General features: G+C 63.0%; 17 protein-coding genes and 1 other RNA gene. 14 read left to right on the top strand and 4 right to left on the bottom strand.

Features of this window, described 5'->3' with window-relative positions; genetic code table 11:
• Positions 1 to 43: 43 nt before the first annotated feature.
• From LMH93_RS22505 to LMH93_RS22490, 4 genes are all read right to left on the bottom strand, one after another.
• Positions 44 to 622, bottom strand: a complete 579-nt coding sequence (locus tag LMH93_RS22505) for a BON domain-containing protein (protein ID WP_003251832.1) — start codon at positions 620 to 622, stop codon at positions 44 to 46.
• On the bottom strand, positions 619 to 1,212 hold the full coding sequence (locus tag LMH93_RS22500; RefSeq protein ID WP_012053657.1) for a phosphoheptose isomerase: 594 nt from the start codon (positions 1,210 to 1,212) through the stop codon (positions 619 to 621). Before LMH93_RS22500 ends, LMH93_RS22505 begins: the two co-directional genes overlap by 4 nt.
• Before the next feature lie 86 nt (positions 1,213 to 1,298).
• Positions 1,299 to 1,670: a YraN family protein gene (locus LMH93_RS22495; protein ID WP_012053656.1), complete on the bottom strand. Its 372-nt coding sequence runs from the start codon at positions 1,668 to 1,670 to the stop codon at positions 1,299 to 1,301.
• The gene (locus tag LMH93_RS22490) at positions 1,670 to 3,487 is read right to left on the bottom strand and encodes a penicillin-binding protein activator (protein WP_230064595.1); all 1,818 of its coding nucleotides are present in this window, start codon (positions 3,485 to 3,487) and stop codon (positions 1,670 to 1,672) included. Before LMH93_RS22490 ends, LMH93_RS22495 begins: the two co-directional genes overlap by 1 nt.
• A 186-nt stretch (positions 3,488 to 3,673) precedes the next feature.
• Between LMH93_RS22490 and rsmI the strand changes: the two genes are divergently transcribed.
• The 14 genes from rsmI (at position 3,674) to LMH93_RS22420 (ending at position 18,691) form a co-directional block, all read left to right on the top strand.
• On the top strand, positions 3,674 to 4,549 hold the full coding sequence (rsmI, locus tag LMH93_RS22485) for a 16S rRNA (cytidine(1402)-2'-O)-methyltransferase (protein ID WP_003251840.1): 876 nt from the start codon (positions 3,674 to 3,676) through the stop codon (positions 4,547 to 4,549).
• Positions 4,550 to 4,616: 67 nt separating this feature from the next.
• Positions 4,617 to 4,992: RNase P RNA component class A (gene rnpB, locus LMH93_RS22480), an RNA gene on the top strand.
• Between the two features lie 308 nt (positions 4,993 to 5,300).
• Positions 5,301 to 5,756, top strand: a complete 456-nt coding sequence (gene mraZ / locus LMH93_RS22475) for a division/cell wall cluster transcriptional repressor MraZ (protein WP_004575120.1) — start codon at positions 5,301 to 5,303, stop codon at positions 5,754 to 5,756.
• A complete protein-coding gene (rsmH, locus tag LMH93_RS22470; RefSeq protein ID WP_003251843.1) occupies positions 5,753 to 6,700 on the top strand; it encodes a 16S rRNA (cytosine(1402)-N(4))-methyltransferase RsmH in 948 nt (315 codons plus the stop codon). The genes mraZ and rsmH overlap by 4 nt, the downstream gene beginning before the upstream one ends.
• On the top strand, positions 6,697 to 6,990 hold the full coding sequence (ftsL, locus tag LMH93_RS22465) for a cell division protein FtsL (protein WP_003251845.1): 294 nt from the start codon (positions 6,697 to 6,699) through the stop codon (positions 6,988 to 6,990). The genes rsmH and ftsL overlap by 4 nt, the downstream gene beginning before the upstream one ends.
• Positions 6,990 to 8,735, top strand: a complete 1,746-nt coding sequence (locus tag LMH93_RS22460; protein WP_167398619.1) for a peptidoglycan D,D-transpeptidase FtsI family protein — start codon at positions 6,990 to 6,992, stop codon at positions 8,733 to 8,735. Before ftsL ends, LMH93_RS22460 begins: the two co-directional genes overlap by 1 nt.
• Positions 8,735 to 10,222: a UDP-N-acetylmuramoyl-L-alanyl-D-glutamate--2,6-diaminopimelate ligase gene (locus LMH93_RS22455; RefSeq protein ID WP_041167361.1), complete on the top strand. Its 1,488-nt coding sequence runs from the start codon at positions 8,735 to 8,737 to the stop codon at positions 10,220 to 10,222. Before LMH93_RS22460 ends, LMH93_RS22455 begins: the two co-directional genes overlap by 1 nt.
• A complete protein-coding gene (locus LMH93_RS22450; protein ID WP_108190982.1) occupies positions 10,215 to 11,582 on the top strand; it encodes a UDP-N-acetylmuramoyl-tripeptide--D-alanyl-D-alanine ligase in 1,368 nt (455 codons plus the stop codon). Before LMH93_RS22455 ends, LMH93_RS22450 begins: the two co-directional genes overlap by 8 nt.
• Positions 11,582 to 12,664 carry a phospho-N-acetylmuramoyl-pentapeptide-transferase gene (gene mraY / locus LMH93_RS22445; RefSeq protein ID WP_003251852.1) on the top strand — a complete coding sequence of 361 codons (1,083 nt, stop codon included), beginning with the start codon at positions 11,582 to 11,584 and terminating at the stop codon, positions 12,662 to 12,664. The genes LMH93_RS22450 and mraY overlap by 1 nt, the downstream gene beginning before the upstream one ends.
• A 6-nt stretch (positions 12,665 to 12,670) precedes the next feature.
• Complete coding sequence (gene murD, locus LMH93_RS22440) at positions 12,671 to 14,017, top strand: UDP-N-acetylmuramoyl-L-alanine--D-glutamate ligase (RefSeq protein ID WP_003251854.1); 1,347 nt, start codon at positions 12,671 to 12,673, stop codon at positions 14,015 to 14,017.
• Positions 14,014 to 15,228, top strand: coding sequence for a putative lipid II flippase FtsW (gene ftsW, locus LMH93_RS22435; RefSeq protein ID WP_003251856.1), 1,215 nt, complete (start codon positions 14,014 to 14,016; stop codon positions 15,226 to 15,228). Before murD ends, ftsW begins: the two co-directional genes overlap by 4 nt.
• A complete protein-coding gene (murG, locus tag LMH93_RS22430) occupies positions 15,218 to 16,297 on the top strand; it encodes an undecaprenyldiphospho-muramoylpentapeptide beta-N-acetylglucosaminyltransferase (RefSeq protein WP_003251858.1) in 1,080 nt (359 codons plus the stop codon). The genes ftsW and murG overlap by 11 nt, the downstream gene beginning before the upstream one ends.
• A complete protein-coding gene (gene murC / locus LMH93_RS22425) occupies positions 16,290 to 17,738 on the top strand; it encodes a UDP-N-acetylmuramate--L-alanine ligase (RefSeq protein WP_003251860.1) in 1,449 nt (482 codons plus the stop codon). The genes murG and murC overlap by 8 nt, the downstream gene beginning before the upstream one ends.
• Positions 17,735 to 18,691, top strand: coding sequence for a D-alanine--D-alanine ligase (locus LMH93_RS22420; protein WP_003251863.1), 957 nt, complete (start codon positions 17,735 to 17,737; stop codon positions 18,689 to 18,691). Before murC ends, LMH93_RS22420 begins: the two co-directional genes overlap by 4 nt.
• Positions 18,692 to 18,693 lie beyond the last annotated feature (2 nt).

Raw genomic sequence — 18,693 nt, 5'->3', positions numbered from 1 at the left:
ATGGATCGCCTTTTTTGTTTGGCCTGTCCAGGCAATCACTGAGTCAATCGATGTACTCGAACAGCTTGACGATCTTCTGCACGCCCGACACGCCCTGCACCACGGCGGTGGCCGAGTTGGCTTCTTGACGGGTGACCAGACCCAGCAGGTAGACGATGCCGTTTTCGGTAATCACCTTGATGCGCGAGCTGGGCACGGCGTTGTCGGTCAGCATCTGGGTCTTGATCTTGGTGGTCAGCCAGGCGTCGTTGTTGCGCGCCAGAATGGAGGAGGGCTGCATCACTTGCAGCTCGTTGTGTACTTTCTTGACCCGTTGGACCTGGCTGGCCGTTTGCTCCGCGAGGCTCTTGAGGTCGGCGCGTGGGGTCTGCCCGGCCAGCAGGACGATACCGTTGTAGCTGCTGACAACGATGTGCGAGCCCTTGTCCAGGTCTGGGTTGGCTTTGGAAATGTTCACGGCAGCCTTGGTCTCGATCAGCGAGTCGTCGATCTTGCTACCGATGGTGCGCGTGCCGCGATCGTCCTCAATCGGCGAATTGCGGGTAGAGGTGAGTACCGAGCTGCAACCAGTGACGCTCAGGCACAGGGTCAGGGCCATCAGGCCGAGGCGCATAGGGGTCATTCTTCACTCCCGAACAGTTGGCTGTCGATCAGATCGCACAGGCAGTGGATCGCCAGCAGGTGGACTTCCTGGATACGCGCGGTAACTGTCGAAGGCACGCGGATTTCCACGTCTTCGGGCAGCAGCAGCGAAGCCATGCCGCCGCCATCGCGACCCGTCAATGCTACGACAATCATTTCACGGTCATGTGCGGCCTGGATTGCCTGGATTACGTTGGCCGAATTGCCGCTGGTGGAGATCGCCAGCAGAACGTCACCGGGCTGGCCCAGGGCGCGGATCTGCTTGGAAAAGACTTCGTTGTAGCTGTAGTCGTTGGCGATCGAGGTCAGGGTCGAGCTATCGGTGGTCAGCGCGATGGCTGGCAGGCTGGGACGCTCGCGCTCGAAGCGGTTGAGCAGCTCCGATGAAAAGTGCTGGGCATCGCCGGCCGAGCCGCCGTTGCCGCAGGCGAGCATCTTGCCCTCGTTGAGCAACGCATTGACCATGACCAGGCTGGCCTGCTCGATGTGCGGTGCCAGGATGTCCATTGCCTGTTGCTTGGTTTCGATGCTGGCCTCGAACAGCCGGCGAATTCGGGATTGCATGTCCATCTGGTGACCTTAAATGGGGCGGTGGCCTTTGCTACGCGCAACAACGACCAGCCCGCGATACATAGAGCAAAAAAAACGAAGTGGGTTCAGCATTCGAAGGCGTTTTTCAGCCATTGAAGCGGTCTGCCTGCATGGTGGCTACCCTGCAGGGCGACTACGTCGAAGCGGCAGGGGTGGTTGCCCCAGTGGGCCTCCTTCTGCAGGAACAGGCTGGCGGCAAGCACCAACCGTTTCTGCTTGCGCCCGTCGATACTGTCGAGGGCGCCTCCGAAGCCCGCGTGCAACCGGTAGCGGACTTCGACGAATACTACTGTATCGGCGTCGAGCATGACCAGATCAAGCTCGCCGCCTTTGCATCGCCAGTTGCGCGCCAGCAACTGCAGCCCTTGCCCCTGAAGGTACTCAAGGGCTTGGGTTTCTGCCGCTTGCCCGGCACGGGTAGGCGATGCTGCGGCCATCAGCGCGCGGTATCAGGCAGGCGCTTGACCTGGCCGCCGCTAAACTCGGCCCAAGGCAGCTGGCGTTCGACGCGCTGGTTGGCATTGATGCTCAGGCTGCCCGAAAGGCCAAGGACGCGGTTGTCCGGTAGCGCTTTCAGTTGGCCCAGGCGCGGCGCCAGGCTGTAGGCGTCAACGCCCATGGCATACAGGCGACCGAGGCTGCCAGCGGCTTGCGGCCACTGCTGTACAACCTGTTGACGCAGGCTGTTGCTGGTGTCGAGCAGCCACGGTGTTTCGCAGAAGCGGATGCCGTTCATGTCATTGTACTGGTTGATGTCACCGCTGGCGCTGTACAGGTTCGAGGTGGCATAGACCGGCACATCACCGGCGTACTGGAAGTTCAGGGTCGGCTTGATTTGCTGCGCCTGTTGTGGGGTCGAGGCGAGGAAGATGAAGTCGATGTCCTGGCGGCGCGACGGTTGTGCAGCGATGCTGCCGCCCACCGTGCTTTGCAGGCTCTTGGCGCGGCCTTCGCTCTGGCGCAGCTGGAACAGGTCGGCAATCTGCTGGGCCAGGGCGACCGGTTGGGCGATGCGCTGGGCGGCGAGCAGGGTTCCGCCATTGCCTTCCCAGTCCTGGCGGAAGGCAGCCAGGACACGGTCACCCCATTCGCCGCTCGGCACCAGGGCTACGGCGCGGACCATGCCATCGGCGCGGGCGCGGCGGGCCACTTCACGGGCTTCGTCTTCGGCTGCCAGGCCGAACTGGAACAATTGTGGCGGCGCCTTCTGGCCAGCGTCGGCGTAGTTCAGGGCCAGCGTGGTGATCGGCAGCTGTGGTTTGGCGGCCAGTTGTTTGACCAATGGTTTTTCAAGCGGGCCGATGACCAGTTGCACGCCGGCGGCTTGCGCCTGGCGATAGAAGTCGTCCAGCGAGCCGATACGCGAGCTGTCGAACACCTGCACCGCAGGCGCTGGCTGGCCGCTTTGCTGGGCCTGGAAGTGGGCGGCCATGAAGCCATCGCGCAGGGCGCGGGCTACACCGGCCAGTGGGCCTTCCTGAGGCAGCAGCAGGGCGATCTTGGTCAGCGGCTGGCTGGCCAGTTCCTTGAGTTTGGTCAGGGCCAGCGGCAGTTGCTGGGCGGCAGGGTGGTCCGGGTGCTGTTTGACCCAGGCTTCGATGGCCGCTTGCTGCTGCTCCAGGGTGCCAGCGCTTTTCACGGCGAAGGCCAGGCTGGTCCAGCCAGCCAGGGTCTGATCGTTGGTTGGCTGCTGCAGTTGCTCTGCCGGAAGCGATGCAACCAAGGCCCAGATGGCGTCATTGTTGGTGCTGGCGGCCTGGCCGCCAAGCAGCGGGGCCAGGAGAGTGCGCTGCTGTGCGGCAGCCAGGGCCTGGCCGTCGGCTTCGAGCGCGGCGGCGTGCACGCTGTACGTGCGCACTTGCTGTTCTGTCGGCAGCTCGGCAAGGCGCTGCAGGCTCGGGTGGGCCAGGGCGGTCAGCGCTGCTTTGGGCTGGTTGCGGCTCATGGCCAGTTCCGCCGCGAGGGTGCTGGCGAACACTTGCTGGGCCGGCTTGAGCGTGTCCAGCGGGACCTGCTCGAGAATGCGTGCGGCGCGTGGGAAGTCCTTCTGCTTGTAGGCCAGGTCGGCCGCGCTCAGGCGCAGCAGGGCGGCGTCTTCGGCAGACTTGCTGGAAGCGGCCTTTTCGAGCAGTTGCTCGATGCTGGCATCCGGGGTGCGTGGCAGTTCGCCCAGGCTGGATGAGGGCGAGCTGGCGCAGGCTGCCAGCAGGGCGGCGAGGCAGAGGGCTGTGAGCAGCCGCAGGCAAGCGATCATGTAAAGGTCCTGTTACTCGATCAAGTTGGCCGGCAATTGTACCCAAGCACTGGCCGGGGCGCGATGTTGCTGTGTCGATCCTTCACTATAGGCGGCGTGTTCCTGATCGCCGGCGAGTTTCTTTGCGCCCTGTTGCAGGCGCTCGGGCTACAATGGCGCCTTTGATCCGAATGACAGGTGTGCGCAGTGACTGATGTGGCAGGGGCTTCGAAATCCGCGGTGGGGACGCTGTATGTGGTGGCAACCCCCATCGGCAACCTCGACGACATGAGCGCCCGGGCGCTGAAGGTACTGGCGGACGTGGCGCTGATCGCCGCCGAAGACACCCGTCATTCGATCCGTCTGCTGCAACACTTTGGCATTGATACGCCGTTGGCCGCTTGTCATGAGCACAACGAGCGTGACGAGGGCGGGCGTTTTCTCTCCAAGCTGCTGGCGGGTGAAAATGTGGCGCTCGTCTCTGATGCCGGCACGCCTCTGATTTCCGACCCGGGCTACCACTTGGTGCGTCAGGCGCGGGCCGCGGGGGTGAGCGTGGTGCCGGTGCCGGGCGCCTGTGCCTTGATCGCCGCGCTATCGGCGGCAGGCCTGCCATCGGACCGCTTCATCTTCGAAGGCTTCCTGCCGGCCAAGCAGGCAGGGCGCCGGGCGCGCCTGGAGCAGGTGAGGGAAGAACCGCGCACGTTGATCTTCTATGAAGCCCCGCATCGCATCCTGGAGTGTCTTGAAGACATGGAGGCGGTATTTGGTGGCGATCGTCCGGCGTTGCTGGCGCGCGAACTGACCAAGACCTTCGAGACCCTCAAGGGTTTGCCGCTGGCTGAGTTGCGTGCGTTCGTAGCCGGCGACAGCAATCAGCAGCGCGGTGAGTGCGTGGTGCTGGTCGGCGGATGGAGTGCGCCGGAGGGCGAGCAGGCCATCAGTGCCGAAGCACAGCGCGTGCTCGACCTGCTGTTGGCTGAGTTGCCACTGAAGCGGGCGGCGGCGCTTGCAGCGGAAATTACCGGGGTGCGCAAGAACCTCTTGTATCAACTTGCCCTGGAAAAGCAGAAAGCCGAGTAGTGGCATTTTGATATAAATGTCGGTGGCGCTTGTTCTTGCGCGCGCGTGCCGGTAACCTTGGCGGCGGAGAGTCGATCGGACAGTCGCTGCCTGTTTTTGTTCCGCAACTTTTTGTTGTGTGAGCAGCAGGGGGAGGAAAGTCCGGGCTCCATAGGGCAGAGTGCCAGGTAACGCCTGGGAGGCGTGAGCCTACGGAAAGTGCCACAGAAAATAACCGCCTAAGCACTTCGGTGCCGGTAAGGGTGAAAAGGTGCGGTAAGAGCGCACCGCACGGCTGGCAACAGTTCGTGGCTAGGTAAACCCCACTCGGAGCAAGACCAAATAGGGTTCCATCAGGCGTGGCCCGCGTCGGAACCGGGTAGGTTGCTAGAGGCGTCCAGTGATGGCCGTCGTAGAGGAATGACTGTCCTCGACAAAACCCGGCTTACAGATCGACTCTCCACCTTTCTTTCCCTGCTTGAATCGATAGCAGATCCTCTCTGGTAATACCGAAAAAATCTTACTCTTAATAAATTACTTTAACTTCGAACTCCATTCGTTTGCGTGGGTTTGATTTTTCTCGTGTTTTTCTCTCTCTGGTAGTCCTTCCACATTCCGTTGTTGCGCTAAATCTCGGTCCTGTAAGGCTTTTCCTTATGAACGTGCCTTGACGGTGCTGCGGGCGGATTCCTATAGTGTGCGCAAGTGGCAGAAAGTGGGATGAAGTGGGTTTTCTGACACAAAAAAGCTAACATTGTGGGGAATCACAGCCGTGTTCCGCGGAGCCAACGCCGTCAGCCTCGATGCAAAGGGCCGTCTCGCCATGCCGAGCCGGTACCGTGACGAGCTCGACTCACGTTGCAATGGTCAACTGATCGTGACCATTGACGCCGTAGACCCCTGCTTGTGTGTTTATCCCCTCGATGAGTGGGAACAGATAGAAGCCAAGTTGCGTGCCTTGCCATCGTTGCGTGAGGAAAACCGCCGCCTGCAGCGTTTGCTGATCGGTAATGCGGTTGACCTGGAGCTCGATGGCAGCGGGCGTTTCCTGGTGCCGCCTCGCCTGCGTGAGTACGCCAAGCTCGACAAGAAGGCGATGCTGGTGGGGCAACTGAACAAATTCCAGCTGTGGGATGAAGATGCCTGGAACGCGGTTTCGGCAGCTGACCTTGCAGCTATTCAACAACCGGGCGCCATGCCCGACGAATTGCGTGACCTGATCCTGTGACCATAGATAGCGGCTTCAACCACATTACCGTCCTGCTCGACGAAGCTGTCGAGGCATTGGCCCTGCGCGCCGACGGTTGCTATCTGGACGGCACTTTCGGCCGTGGCGGACACAGCCGTCTGATTCTCAGCAAGCTCGGGCCGCAAGGGCGGCTCTTGGGCTTCGACAAAGATCCACAGGCGATTGCCACGGGGCAAGCGCTGGCGGCCGAAGACGGCCGCTTTGTCATTGTGCAGCGCAGTTTTGCCGAGCTTGGTGCGGAAGTCGCAGCGCGCGGCCTGCACGGCAAGGTCAGTGGTGTGTTGCTGGACCTGGGCGTGTCCTCGCCGCAGCTGGATGACCCAGAGCGTGGCTTCAGCTTCCTCAATGATGGCCCGCTGGACATGCGCATGAACCCGGACCAGGGCATCAGTGCCGCCGAGTTCATCGCCACTGCGCCCGTGGAAGAAATCGCCCGCGTCTTCAAGGAGTACGGCGAAGAACGCTTTGCCGGGCGCATGGCGCGTGCCGTGGTCGAGCGCCGTGAAAAACAGCCCTTCACCCGTACCGCCGACCTGGCGGAGGTGCTCAAAGTGGCCAACCCGGCATGGGAAAAGGGCAAGAACCCGGCTACCCGTGCCTTCCAGGGCCTTCGCATTCACGTCAACAACGAACTGGGCGACCTGGAGGCTGGCCTTGAGGCTGCGCTCGATGCGCTCGAAGTCGGTGGTCGCCTGGCGGTCATCAGTTTCCACTCGCTGGAAGATCGTATCGTCAAACTGTTCATGCGCAAGCTGGTGAAGGGTGAGGCTGACAATCTGCCGCGCAACCTGCCGGTTCAGCACAAGGTCTTCGAGCCGAAAATCAAGCTCATCGGCAAGGCTCAGTTCGCCTCCGAGGCCGAGCTCAAGGCCAACCCGCGGTCGCGTAGCGCCGTGATGCGCGTGGCGGAGAAGCTGCGGTGAGCAGGCTACTTGCCAAACCCTTGCCAGGCGGAAGCTTCCTGATGCTTCTGCTGTTTGTCGGCGTGCTGGTTTCGGCCATTGCCGTGTCCTACAGTGCGCACTGGAACCGTCAACTGCTCAACACCCTGTACGGTGAATTGAACGAGCGCGACAAGGCTCAGGCCGAATGGGGTCGGCTGATTCTTGAGCAGAGTACCTGGACTGCTGCCAGCCGCATCGAGAGCCTGGCCTCCGAGCAGTTGAAGATGCGCGTGCCATCAGCTGACGAAGTCCGGATGGTGGCGCCATGATGAAGCTCGAAGGTGCACTCTACCCGTGGCGCTTCCGCGTAGTGATCGGCTTGCTGGCGATCATGGTCGGCGCCATTTGCTGGCGCATCATCGACCTCCAGGTAGTTGACCGTGACTTCCTCAAGGGCCAGGGCGATGCACGCAGCCTGCGTCACATCCCCATCCCGGCGCACCGCGGCTTGATTACCGACCGCAACGGTGAGCCGTTGGCCGTGAGTACCCCGGTCACCACCTTGTGGGCCAACCCCAAAGAGATGCAGGCCTCCAGGGAGCGCTGGCCGCAATTGGCCGCTGCGCTGGGGCAAAACCCGCAGCAGTTGATCGAGCGCCTGACCCAGCAGGCCAACAAAGAGTTCATCTACCTGGTCCGGGGGCTGACCCCCGAGCAGGGCCAGCACGTGCTCGACCTTAAAGTGCCTGGTGTGTACGGCCTGGAAGAATTCCGCCGCTTCTATCCGGCCGGCGATGTGACTGCACACATGGTCGGCTTTACCGACCTCGACGACCACGGTCGTGAAGGGGTGGAGCTGGCCTATGACGAGTGGCTAGCCGGTGTGCCCGGCAAGCGCCAGGTGATCAAGGACCGGCGCGGCCGGCTGATCAAGGACATTCAGGTAACCAAGAACGCCAAGGCCGGGAAGACCTTGGCGTTGTCGATAGACCTGCGCCTGCAGTACCTGGCTACCCGCGAGCTGCGCAATGCCATTGCCGAACAGGACGCCAAGGCCGGCAGCCTGGTGATCATGGACGTCAAGACCGGTGAGGTCCTGGCCATGGTCAACCAGCCGACCTACAACCCCAACAACCGCCGTAGCATGTTCCCGGCGGCCATGCGCAACCGGGCGATCATCGACGTGTTCGAGCCTGGCTCCACGGTCAAGCCGATCTCCATGAGTGCGGCGTTGCAGAGCGGCCGCTGGAAGACTACCGACAAGGTCGAGGTGTACCCTGGCAGCCTGCAGATCGGTCGCTACACCATCAAGGACGTGTCGCGCAGCGAGGGCCCGATTCTTGATTTGACCGGCATCCTGATCAACTCCAGTAACGTTGGCATGAGCAAGATCGCCTTCGACATCGGCGGCGAGGCCATCTACCGGGTCATGTCCCAGGTCGGCCTGGGCCAGTACACCGGTCTTGGCTTCCCGGGTGAGCGTGTCGGCAACCTGCCCAACCACCGTGAGTGGCGCAAGGCCGAGACCGCAACCCTGTCCTATGGCTACGGCGTATCGGTGACTGCCCTGCAGCTGGTGCATGCCTACGCGGCGCTGGCCAACGACGGCAAGATGGTGCCGCTGTCGATCATCAAGGTCGACAAGGCGCCGGAAGCTGTGCAGGCCATTCCGAAGGATGTCGCCGAAACCGTTCAAGGCATGCTGCAGCAGGTGATCGAAGCGCCGCGCGGCGTCTTCCGTGCCCAGGTGCCGTTCTATCACGTGGCCGGCAAGTCCGGCACCGCGCGTAAGGCCACCGTGGGTGCCAAGGGATACACCGAAAACGCCTACCGCTCGCTGTTCGCCGGCTTCGGGCCAATGAGCGACCCGCGCTACGCCATCGTTGTGGTCATCGACGAGCCGGGCAAGGGCGGCTACTTCGGTGGTCTGGTATCGGCGCCTGTATTCAGCAAGGTCATGTCCGGCACCCTGCGCCTGATGAACGTGCCGCCAGACAACCTGCCGCCACCTGCACCTGCACCCGCCGTGCAATCGCAAGTCAATGCAGCAGCCGCCAAGGGAGGGCGTGGATGATGACAATGCCACTAAGCAAACTTTTCGCCCACGCCAGCCGTGATCCATTGATTCGTGAGCTGACCCTGGACAGCCGTAATGTGCGCCCGGGTGACTTGTTCCTGGCGGTGCCGGGTGCCAAGGTCGATGGCCGCGAGCATATCGCCGATGCCCTGGCCCGTGGCGCTGCCGCCGTGGCCTATGAAGAGCAGGGTGCCAGCGTGCTGCCGCTGACCGATGCGCCGCTGATTCCGGTCAAAGGCCTGATCGCTCAGCTGTCAGACATCGCCGGGCGCTTCTACGGTGAACCGAGCCGCCAGTTGAATCTGGTCGGCGTGACCGGTACCAACGGCAAGACAAGCGTGACCCAACTGGTAGCCCAGGCACTCGACCTGCTTGGCCAGCGCTGCGGCCTGATTGGCACCCTGGGGACCGGTTTCTACGGCGAGTTGCAGAGCGGCCGTCTGACCACGCCCGACCCGATTGCCGTGCAATCGACCCTCAACGACCTCAAGAAAGGCGGCGCCAAGGCCGTGGCCATGGAAGTGTCTTCCCATGCCCTGGAGCAAGGCCGGGTTGCCGCACTGGAATTCGACATCGCGGTGATGACCAACCTGTCCCGCGACCACCTCGACTATCACGGCAGCATGGAAGCCTATGAGGCCGCCAAGGCCAAGCTGTTCGCCTGGCCGAGCCTGCGTTGCCAGGTGGTCAACCTGGATGACGACTTTGGTCGTCGTCTGGCGGCCGACTTTGCGCGTCGCCCGAGTGTCGACCATATCGAAACCCGGCTGCTGAGCTACAGCCTGGAAAACCCTGAAGCCTCGCTGTTCTGCCGCGAAGCCGTATTCAGTGACGATGGCGTGCGCGCCACCCTCGTCACCGCCCAAGGTGAGCGTATCTTGCGCAGCCAACTGCTGGGTCGCTTCAACCTGAGCAACATGCTGGCCGCTGTCGCGACCCTGCTGGCGCTGGACTATGCGCTGGACGAGATCCTCAAGGTCACGCCGCAACTGCAGGGGCCGGTAGGCCGCATGCAGCGCCTGGGTGGCGGCGACAAGCCGCTGGTGGTGGTCGACTATGCGCACACGCCGGATGCACTTGAAAAAGTACTCGAGGCCCTGCGCCCGCACGCTCATGGCAAACTGTTGTGCCTGTTCGGCTGCGGCGGTGACCGTGATCGCGGCAAGCGCCCGCTGATGGCCGAAGTGGCCGAGCGCCTGGCCGACCGCGTACTGGTCACCGACGACAACCCGCGTACTGAAGATCCGTCGCGCATCTTCGATGACATTCGCCCCGGTTTCACCAGGCCTGACGACGTCGAGTTCGTCGCCGGGCGTGGCGAAGCCATTGCGCACCTGATTGCCACCGCCGCTGCCAACGATGTGATCGTGCTGGCCGGCAAGGGGCACGAGGATTACCAGGAGATCAATGGCGAGCGCCATGATTTCTCCGATTTGACCGAAGCCGAAAAGGCACTTGCAGCCTGGGAGGCTCCACATGCTTAAGCCGTTGTCACTCAGCCAGCTGACCACAGCACTGAAGGGTCAACACATCGGTGGCGACGCCACGTTCACCGGCGTCAGCATCGATAGCCGCAGTGTCAGCGCCGGGCAGCTGTTCGTCGCCCTGGCCGGCCCGCGTTTCGATGGCCATGACTACCTGGCGGATGTGAAAGCCAAAGGCGCAGTGGCTGCCCTGGTCGAGCGTGAAGTGGCCGGTGTCGACCTGCCGCAGCTGCTGGTCAAGGATTGCCGGGTAGCACTGGGTCAGCTCGGCGCCCTGAACCGCGCGGCTTTCGACAAGCCTGTAGTGGCCATTACCGGTTCCAGCGGCAAGACCACGGTCAAGGAAATGCTCGCCAGCATCCTGCGTACCCGTGGCCTGGTGCACGCTACCCGCGGCAACTTGAACAATGACCTCGGTGCACCGCTGACACTGCTGGAGATTGCACCGGAGCACAGCGCAGCAGTGATCGAGCTGGGCGCCTCGCGCATTGGCGAAATCCGCTACACCGTGGGCCTGACGCAACCGCAGGTGGTCATTATCAACAATGCCGGTACTGCCCACGTTGGTGAATTCGGCGGCCCGGAAAAGATCGTCGAAGCCAAGGGCGAGATTCTCGAAGGCCTGGGCGAAGGCGGTATTGCCATTCTCAACCTGGACGACAAAGCCTTTGATATCTGGAAGGCGCGTGCCGGTGCGCACAAGGTTGTCAGTTTCGCACGCAGCAACCCGAAGGCCGATTTCCACGCGTCAGACATTGGTCGCGATGCCCGTGGCTGCCCGTCCTTCACCCTGCATGGCGCCGGTGAAACGGTAGCCGTGCAACTCAATGTGCTGGGTGAACACAACGTCAGCAATGCCTTGGCCGCCGCCGCCGCTGCACATGCCGTTGGTCTGAGCCTGAGCGGCATCGCCGCCGGCCTGGCTGCGGTGCAACCGGTCAAGGGGCGTACCGTGGCGCAGATCGCGCCGAACGGGGTACGGGTAATCGACGACAGTTACAACGCAAATCCCACCTCTATGTGCGCAGCCATTGATATACTCGCCGGCTTTTCCGGACGCACCGTTCTGGTGCTTGGGGATATCGGCGAATTGGGGCAATGGGCGGAAGAAGGCCACCGTCAGGTGGGTGACTACGCGCGTGGCAAGGTCGACGCCCTGTACGCAGTGGGTTCCAACATGACACATGCGGTCAAGGCGTTCGGCGCCAATGGCCGCCATTTCGCTACTCAAGCTGAGCTGATCGATGCGGTTAGCGCCGAGAATGCCAGTGACACCACTATCTTGATCAAGGGCTCGCGCAGCGCTGCGATGGAAAACGTCGTAGCGGCATTGTGCGGTGCCAGCGGGGAGAAACATTAATGCTGCTGCTGTTGGCCGAGTATCTGCAACAGTTCCACAAAGGCTTTGCGGTCTTTCAGTACCTGTCCCTGCGCGGGATTCTTGGGGTACTGACCGCATTGTCCCTGGCGCTGTGGCTGGGCCCCTGGATGATCCGTACCCTGCAAATTCGCCAGATCGGCCAGGCCGTGCGTAACGACGGCCCGCAATCGCACCTGTCCAAGTCCGGCACCCCGACCATGGGTGGTGCGCTGATCCTGTCGGCCATCGCCGTCAGCACCTTGCTGTGGGCCGACCTGAGCAACCGCTATGTTTGGGTTGTGCTGATCGTCACCCTGGCGTTCGGTGCCATTGGCTGGGTCGATGACTACCGCAAGGTGATCGAAAAGAACTCCCGTGGCCTTCCAAGCCGCTGGAAGTACTTCTGGCAGTCGGTGTTCGGCCTGGCGGCGGCAGTGTTCCTGTACAAGACGGCGCCAACCAGCGTCGAGACCACGCTGATCCTGCCGTTCATCAAGGATGTCACCATTCCACTGGGCGTCGGCTTCGTCGTACTGACCTACTTCGTCATTGTCGGCTCGAGCAACGCGGTCAACCTCACCGATGGCCTTGACGGCCTGGCAATCATGCCGACGGTGATGGTCGGCGGCGCGCTGGGCATCTTCTGCTACCTGTCGGGTAACGTGAAGTTTGCCGAGTACCTGTTGATCCCCTACGTGCCGGGCTCGGGCGAGCTGATCGTGTTCTGCGGCGCGCTGATCGGTGCCGGCCTGGGCTTCCTGTGGTTCAACACATACCCGGCGCAAGTGTTCATGGGTGACGTCGGCGCGCTGGCGCTGGGCGCCGCGCTGGGCACCATCGCCGTCATCGTGCGCCAGGAAATCGTGCTGTTCATCATGGGCGGCATCTTCGTGGTGGAAACCCTGTCGGTGGTCATCCAGGTCGCTTCCTTCAAGCTGACCGGCAAGCGCGTGTTCCGCATGGCGCCGATCCACCACCACTTTGAACTCAAGGGCTGGCCAGAGCCCCGGGTGATCGTCCGATTCTGGATCATCACCGTGATCCTGGTACTGATTGGCCTTGCAACCCTGAAACTGAGGTAGATGAGCGTGTCTTTGATCGCTTCCGACCAATTCCGCATCGTTGTCGGCCTCGGCAAGAGCGGCATGTCCCTGGTTCGCTTCCTGGCGAGCCGGGGCATTGCCTTTGCGGTCGCCGATACCCGCGAGCAACCGCCGGAACTGGAAACCCTGCGCCGTGATTACCCGCAGGTGGAAGTGCGCTGTGGTGAACTGGACGTGGACTTCCTGTGCCGCGCCAACGAGTTGTACGTGAGCCCCGGTCTGGCCTTGGCCACGCCGGCCTTGCAGCAGGCGGCCGCGCGTGGCGTGAAGCTGTCTGGCGACATAGAGCTGTTTGCTCGCCATGCCAAGGCGCCGATCATTGCCATCAGCGGTTCCAACGCCAAGAGCACCGTCACGACGCTGGTCGGTGAAATGGCCGCCAAGGCCGGCAAACGCGTGGCCGTGGGCGGTAACCTCGGTACCCCGGCGCTCGACCTGCTGGCCGATGACATCGAGCTGTACGTGCTGGAGCTTTCCAGCTTCCAGCTGGAAACCACTGACCAGCTCAACGCCGAAGTGGCGACTGTTCTGAACATCAGCGAAGACCACATGGACCGCTATAGCGGCCTTCCGGCCTACCACCTGGCCAAGCACCGGATTTTCCGCGGTGCCCGCCAGGTGGTGGTCAACCGCCAGGACGCCCTGAGCCGGCCGCTGCCGGTGGAAGGCCGACCATGCTGGACCTTCGGCCTCAACTCGCCCGACTTCAAAGCGTTTGGCCTGCGTGAAGTGGACGGTGAAAAATACCTGGCGTTCGAGTTCCAGACGCTGATGCCGGCGCGTGAACTGAAGGTTCGCGGTGCTCACAACCAGAGCAACGCCCTGGCGGCGCTGGCCCTGGGGCATGCTGCCGGCCTGCCGTTCGAGCCCATGCTCGCGGCCCTGCGCGAGTTCGGTGGCCTGGCCCACCGGTGCCAGTGGGTACGCGAGCGTAATGGCGTGAACTGGTACGACGATTCCAAGGCCACCAACGTCGGTGCTGCCCTGGCCGCCATCGAAGGCCTGGGCGCCGATATCGAAGGCAAGTTGGTGCTGATCGCCGGTGGTGACGGCAAAGGTGCTGAATTCACTGCGCTGCGCGAGCCGGTCAAGCGTTTCTGCCGCGCCGTGGTATTGCTCGGCCGTGATGCCGAGCGCCTGGCCGAGGCCTTGGGCGATGCCGTGCCACTGGTTCGGGTCAAGACGCTTGACGATGCCGTACAGCAGTGTGCCGAACTGGCCCAGGCCGGCGATGCCGTGCTGCTGTCGCCAGCATGCGCCAGCCTCGACATGTTCAAGAACTTCGAGGAACGGGGGCGTCTGTTCGCCCAGGCAGCGGGAGGTCTCGCATGATCTTCGGCATCTTCAAACCCTACCCGTCGCCGCTGATCAGCGGCCGTGGCGTCGACCTGGACTTCCCGATGCTCGCCGGTTGCCTGGCCTTGCTGGGCCTGGGCCTGGTGATGATCACTTCGGCCTCCTCGGAAGTGGCTGCTGTACAGTCCGGCAACCCGCTGTATCACATGTTCCGCCACCTGGTGTACGTGTTCCTCGGCCTGGTGGCCTGCGGTGCAACCATGCTGGTGCCGATCGCCACCTGGCAGCGCATGGGCTTCATGATGCTGCTTGGCGCCTTCGGCCTGCTGGTCCTGGTCCTGGTGCCGGGTATCGGCCGTGAGGTTAACGGCTCCATGCGCTGGATCGGTTTCAGCTTCTTCAACGTGCAGCCTTCGGAAATCGCCAAGGTGTTCGTGGTCATCTACCTGGCTGGCTACCTGGTACGCCGACAGACCGAGGTGCGCGAAACCTGGATGGGCTTCTTCAAGCCGTTCATCGTACTGCTGCCCATGGCCGCCTTGCTGCTGATGGAACCGGACTTTGGCGCCACCGTGGTCATGATGGGCGCGGCGGCGGCCATGTTGTTTCTGGGTGGGGTGGGGCTGTTCCGCTTCAGCCTGATGGTGGTGCTGGCGGTGCTGGCGGTATTTGTCCTGGTCCAGGCGCAGCCCTACCGGATGGCGCGCCTTATTACGTTCACCGACCCCTGGGCCGATCAGTTCGGCTCCGGCTACCAGCTGACCCAGGCACTGATCGCCTTCGGCCGTGGCGAGTGGCTGGGCGTTGGCCTGGGCAACAGCGTGCAGAAGCAGTTCTACCTGCCTGAAGCGCACACCGACTTCGTGTTCTCGGTCCTGGCGGAAGAACTGGGCGTGGTCGGCTCGCTGCTGACCGTCGCGCTGTTCGTGTTCGTCACCGTGCGCGCCCTGTACATCGGCCTGTGGGCCGAGAAGGCCAAACAGTTCTTTGCCGCCTACATGGCGTTCGGCCTGGCTTTCCTGTGGATTGGCCAGTTCCTGATCAACATCGGTGTGAACGTCGGCCTGCTGCCGACCAAGGGCCTGACCCTGCCGTTTCTCAGTTACGGGGGGAGCTCGCTGGTGATCTGCTGCGCCTGCGTAGGCCTGTTGCTGCGCATCGAGTGGGAGAGCCGCACGCATCTGGGCAGTGAGGAGCACGAATTCAGCGAAAGCGATTTTGCCGAGGAGACCAGTCATGGCCGCTGAAGGCAAAAATGTATTGATCATGGCCGGCGGCACCGGGGGGCACGTATTCCCGGCGCTGGCCTGCGCCCGTGAGTTCCAGAAGCGCGGTTACAGCGTGCACTGGTTGGGCACCCCGCGTGGCATCGAGAACGAGTTGGTGCCACAGGCGGGTTTGCCATTGCATCTGATTCAGGTCAGCGGCTTGCGCGGCAAGGGCAAGCTGTCGTTGCTCAAGGCGCCTTTCACGTTGGTCAAGGCCGTGCTGCAGGCACGGCGCATCATTCGCCAGCTCAAGCCCGTATGTGTCTTGGGCTTTGGCGGCTATGTGACCGGCCCCGGCGGCGTGGCCGCGCGGCTGTGCGGCGTGCCACTGGTGATCCATGAGCAGAACGCCAGGGCCGGTACCGCCAATCGGTTGCTGGTGCCACTCTCGGCGCGGGTCTGCGAAGCTTTCCCGAACACCTTCGAGGCCAGCGACAAGCGTCGCACCACCGGCAACCCGGTGCGCCCGGAACTCTTCATGGACGCGCAACGCGTGCCCTTGGGCGAGCGCCGCGCACGCCTGTTGGTGCTCGGTGGCAGCCTGGGTGCGGAACCATTGAACAAATTGTTGCCTAAGGCCCTGTCTGAAGTGCCCGCGGCGCTGCGGCCAGAGGTGTTCCACCAGGCAGGCAAGCAGCACGCACCGATCACCGCCGAGCGTTATCACGAGGTGGGCGTCGAGGCTCAGGTAGAGCCCTTCATCAACGACATGGCCCAGGCTTATGGCTGGGCCGACCTGGTGGTGTGCCGGGCCGGTGCCCTGACTGTCAGCGAACTGGCGGCAGCAGGCCTGCCTTCGATGCTGGTGCCTTTGCCCCACGCGATCGACGATCACCAGACCCACAACGCCCAATATCTGGCCCGCGAAGGCGCTGCCTTCCTGATGCCACAAGCGACAACTGGCGCAGCGCAACTCGCTGAACGCCTGAACGAGGTGCTGATGCAACCCGAGAAACTCAACGTCATGGCTGGCACCGCACGGCGCCTGGCCAAACCTGCTGCAACCAGCACCGTGGTCGATATCTGCCTGGAGGTGGCCCATGGTTGAGAGCCAGAAAGCCATGCCCCAGCCGAAGATGGGCCGTATTCGCCGCATTCACTTCGTCGGCATCGGCGGCGTGGGCATGTGCGGTATTGCCGAAGTGTTGCTGAACCTGGGCTATGAAGTGTCCGGTTCGGACCTTAAAGCCTCGCCGGTGACCGAGCGCCTGGAGTCCTTTGGCGCTGAGATCTTCGTCGGCCACCGCGCCGAGAACGCTGCCACCGCCGATGTGTTGGTGGTGTCCAGCGCCATCAACCCGGCCAACCCGGAAGTTGCCACCGCACTGGAGCGGCGCATTCCGGTGGTGCCGCGTGCCGAGATGCTCGCCGAGCTGATGCGTTACCGCCATGGCGTGGCCGTTGCCGGTACTCACGGCAAGACCACCACGACCAGCCTGCTGGCTTCAGTGTTCGCCGCCGGTGGCCTGGACCCAACCTTCGTTATCGGTGGCCGTCTTACCGCTGCCGGTACCAATGCGCAGCTGGGCACCAGCCGCTACCTGATCGCTGAAGCAGACGAAAGCGATGCCAGCTTCCTGCACCTGCAGCCGATGGTCGCGGTTGTCACCAACATCGACGCCGACCACATGGCGACCTACGAAGGTGACTTCAACAAGCTGAAGAAAACCTTCGTCGAGTTCCTGCACAACCTGCCGTTCTATGGGCTGGCGGTGATGTGCCTGGACGACCCGGTGGTTCGCGAGATCCTGCCGCAGGTCAAGCGTCCTACCGTGACCTACGGCTTCAGCGAAGAGGCCGACATCCGCGCCATCAATGTGCGTCAGCAGGGCATGCAGACCCACTTCACCGTGCTGCGCCGTGATCGCGAGCCGTTGGAGGTTTCGGTGAACATGCCCGGCAACCACAACGTGCTCAACGCCCTGGCGACCATCGCCATCGCCACTGACGAAGGCATTACTGACGAGGCCATCGTCCAGGGCCTGTCCGGCTTCCAGGGTGTCGGTCGTCGCTTCCAGGTATACGGCGAGCTGCCGGTCGAAGGCGGCAGTGTGATGCTGGTCGACGACTACGGTCATCACCCCACCGAAGTGGCGGCGGTGATCAAGGCTGTGCGCGGTGGCTGGCCAAGCCGCCGCCTGGTGATCGTCTACCAGCCGCACCGCTACAGCCGCACCCGCGACCTGTACGACGATTTCGTCCAGGTGCTGGGCGATGCCAACGTGCTGCTGCTGATGGAGGTCTACCCGGCCGGCGAAGAGCCGATCCCCGGTGCCGACAGCCGTCAGCTGTGCCACAGCATCCGCCAGCGCGGCAAGCTGGACCCGATCTACATCGAGCGCGGCGTCGAGCTGGCACCGCTGGTCAAGCCACTGCTGCGCGCTGGCGACATTTTGATCTGTCAGGGTGCCGGTGATGTCGGCGGCCTGGCCCCGCAGTTGATGAAAAGCCCGCTGTTCGCAGGCGCCAAGCAGGAGAAGTCGAAATGACCAGCGCCTACGACAAGCTGCAGTCGACCCTGGACGTCAAGGCGTTCGGCCGCGTCGCCGTGCTGTACGGTGGCAAGAGCGCCGAGCGTGAGGTGTCGCTGAAATCTGGCGCCGCAGTGATCGATGCGCTGAGCACTGCCGGCGTCGACGTGGTTGGCATCGACGTCGGTGACGACCTGCTCGCACGCCTGCAGAGCGAGAAGATTGACCGCGCCTTCATCATCCTCCACGGCCGTGGCGGTGAAGACGGGAGCATGCAAGGTTTGCTGGAGTGCCTGGGCATCCCCTACACCGGCAGCGGCATCCTGGCTTCGGCGCTGGCGATGGACAAGCTGCGCACCAAGCAGGTGTGGCAGAGCCTGGGCATTCCCACGCCACGCCACGCGGTGCTGGCGAGCGAAAGCGATTGTTTGCAGGCCAGTACGGAACTGGGCTTCCCGCTTATCGTCAAACCCGCCCATGAAGGCTCTAGCATCGGCATGGCCAAGGTGAACAGCGCCCAGGAACTGGTCGCCGCCTGGCAGGACGCCGCCAAATACGATTCCCAGGTACTGGTGGAGCAGTGGATCCACGGTCCGGAGTTCACCATCGCGGTACTGCGCGGCCAGGTGCTGCCGCCGATCGCCCTGGGTACGCCGCACGTGTTCTACGACTACGACGCCAAGTACATCGCCAACGATACCCAGTACCGCATCCCGTGCGGGCTGGATAGCGTCAAGGAACAGGAACTGATCGACCTGACCGCGCGCGCCTGCGATGCCATTGGCATCGAAGGCTGGGGGCGGTTGGACGTGATGCAGGACGAGCAGGGCCAGTTCTGGCTGCTCGAAGTCAACACCGCACCAGGCATGACAGATCATAGCCTGGTGCCCATGGCGGCCCGCGCGGCTGGCCTGGACTTCCAGCAACTGGTGCTGGCAATCCTGGCCGAAAGCGTGGCGACGCGAGGTTAATA

Source organism: Pseudomonas sp. CIP-10 (genome assembly GCF_020911845.1).
In the GTDB taxonomy this organism is placed as follows: Bacteria; Pseudomonadota; Gammaproteobacteria; order Pseudomonadales; family Pseudomonadaceae; genus Aquipseudomonas; species Aquipseudomonas alloputida.
Note: the sequence above shows the minus strand (reverse complement) of the source record. Positions and strands in the feature narration are given on the sequence as shown.

Excerpts from the sequence above, each read along its gene's own strand:
- LMH93_RS22460 (WP_167398619.1), top strand. The coding sequence starts at position 6,990 with ATGAAGCTCGAAGGTGCACTCTACCCGTGGCGCTTCCGCGTAGTGATC.
- LMH93_RS22505 (WP_003251832.1), bottom strand. The coding sequence starts at position 622 with ATGACCCCTATGCGCCTCGGCCTGATGGCCCTGACCCTGTGCCTGAGC.
- LMH93_RS22500 (WP_012053657.1), bottom strand. The coding sequence starts at position 1,212 with ATGGACATGCAATCCCGAATTCGCCGGCTGTTCGAGGCCAGCATCGAA.
- LMH93_RS22455 (WP_041167361.1), top strand. The coding sequence starts at position 8,735 with ATGACAATGCCACTAAGCAAACTTTTCGCCCACGCCAGCCGTGATCCA.
- murC (WP_003251860.1), top strand. The coding sequence starts at position 16,290 with ATGGTTGAGAGCCAGAAAGCCATGCCCCAGCCGAAGATGGGCCGTATT.
- LMH93_RS22495 (WP_012053656.1), bottom strand. The coding sequence starts at position 1,670 with ATGGCCGCAGCATCGCCTACCCGTGCCGGGCAAGCGGCAGAAACCCAA.
- murG (WP_003251858.1), top strand. The coding sequence starts at position 15,218 with ATGGCCGCTGAAGGCAAAAATGTATTGATCATGGCCGGCGGCACCGGG.
- ftsW (WP_003251856.1), top strand. The coding sequence starts at position 14,014 with ATGATCTTCGGCATCTTCAAACCCTACCCGTCGCCGCTGATCAGCGGC.
- mraY (WP_003251852.1), top strand. The coding sequence starts at position 11,582 with ATGCTGCTGCTGTTGGCCGAGTATCTGCAACAGTTCCACAAAGGCTTT.
- LMH93_RS22420 (WP_003251863.1), top strand. The coding sequence starts at position 17,735 with ATGACCAGCGCCTACGACAAGCTGCAGTCGACCCTGGACGTCAAGGCG.
- LMH93_RS22450 (WP_108190982.1), top strand. The coding sequence starts at position 10,215 with ATGCTTAAGCCGTTGTCACTCAGCCAGCTGACCACAGCACTGAAGGGT.
- LMH93_RS22490 (WP_230064595.1), bottom strand. The coding sequence starts at position 3,487 with ATGATCGCTTGCCTGCGGCTGCTCACAGCCCTCTGCCTCGCCGCCCTG.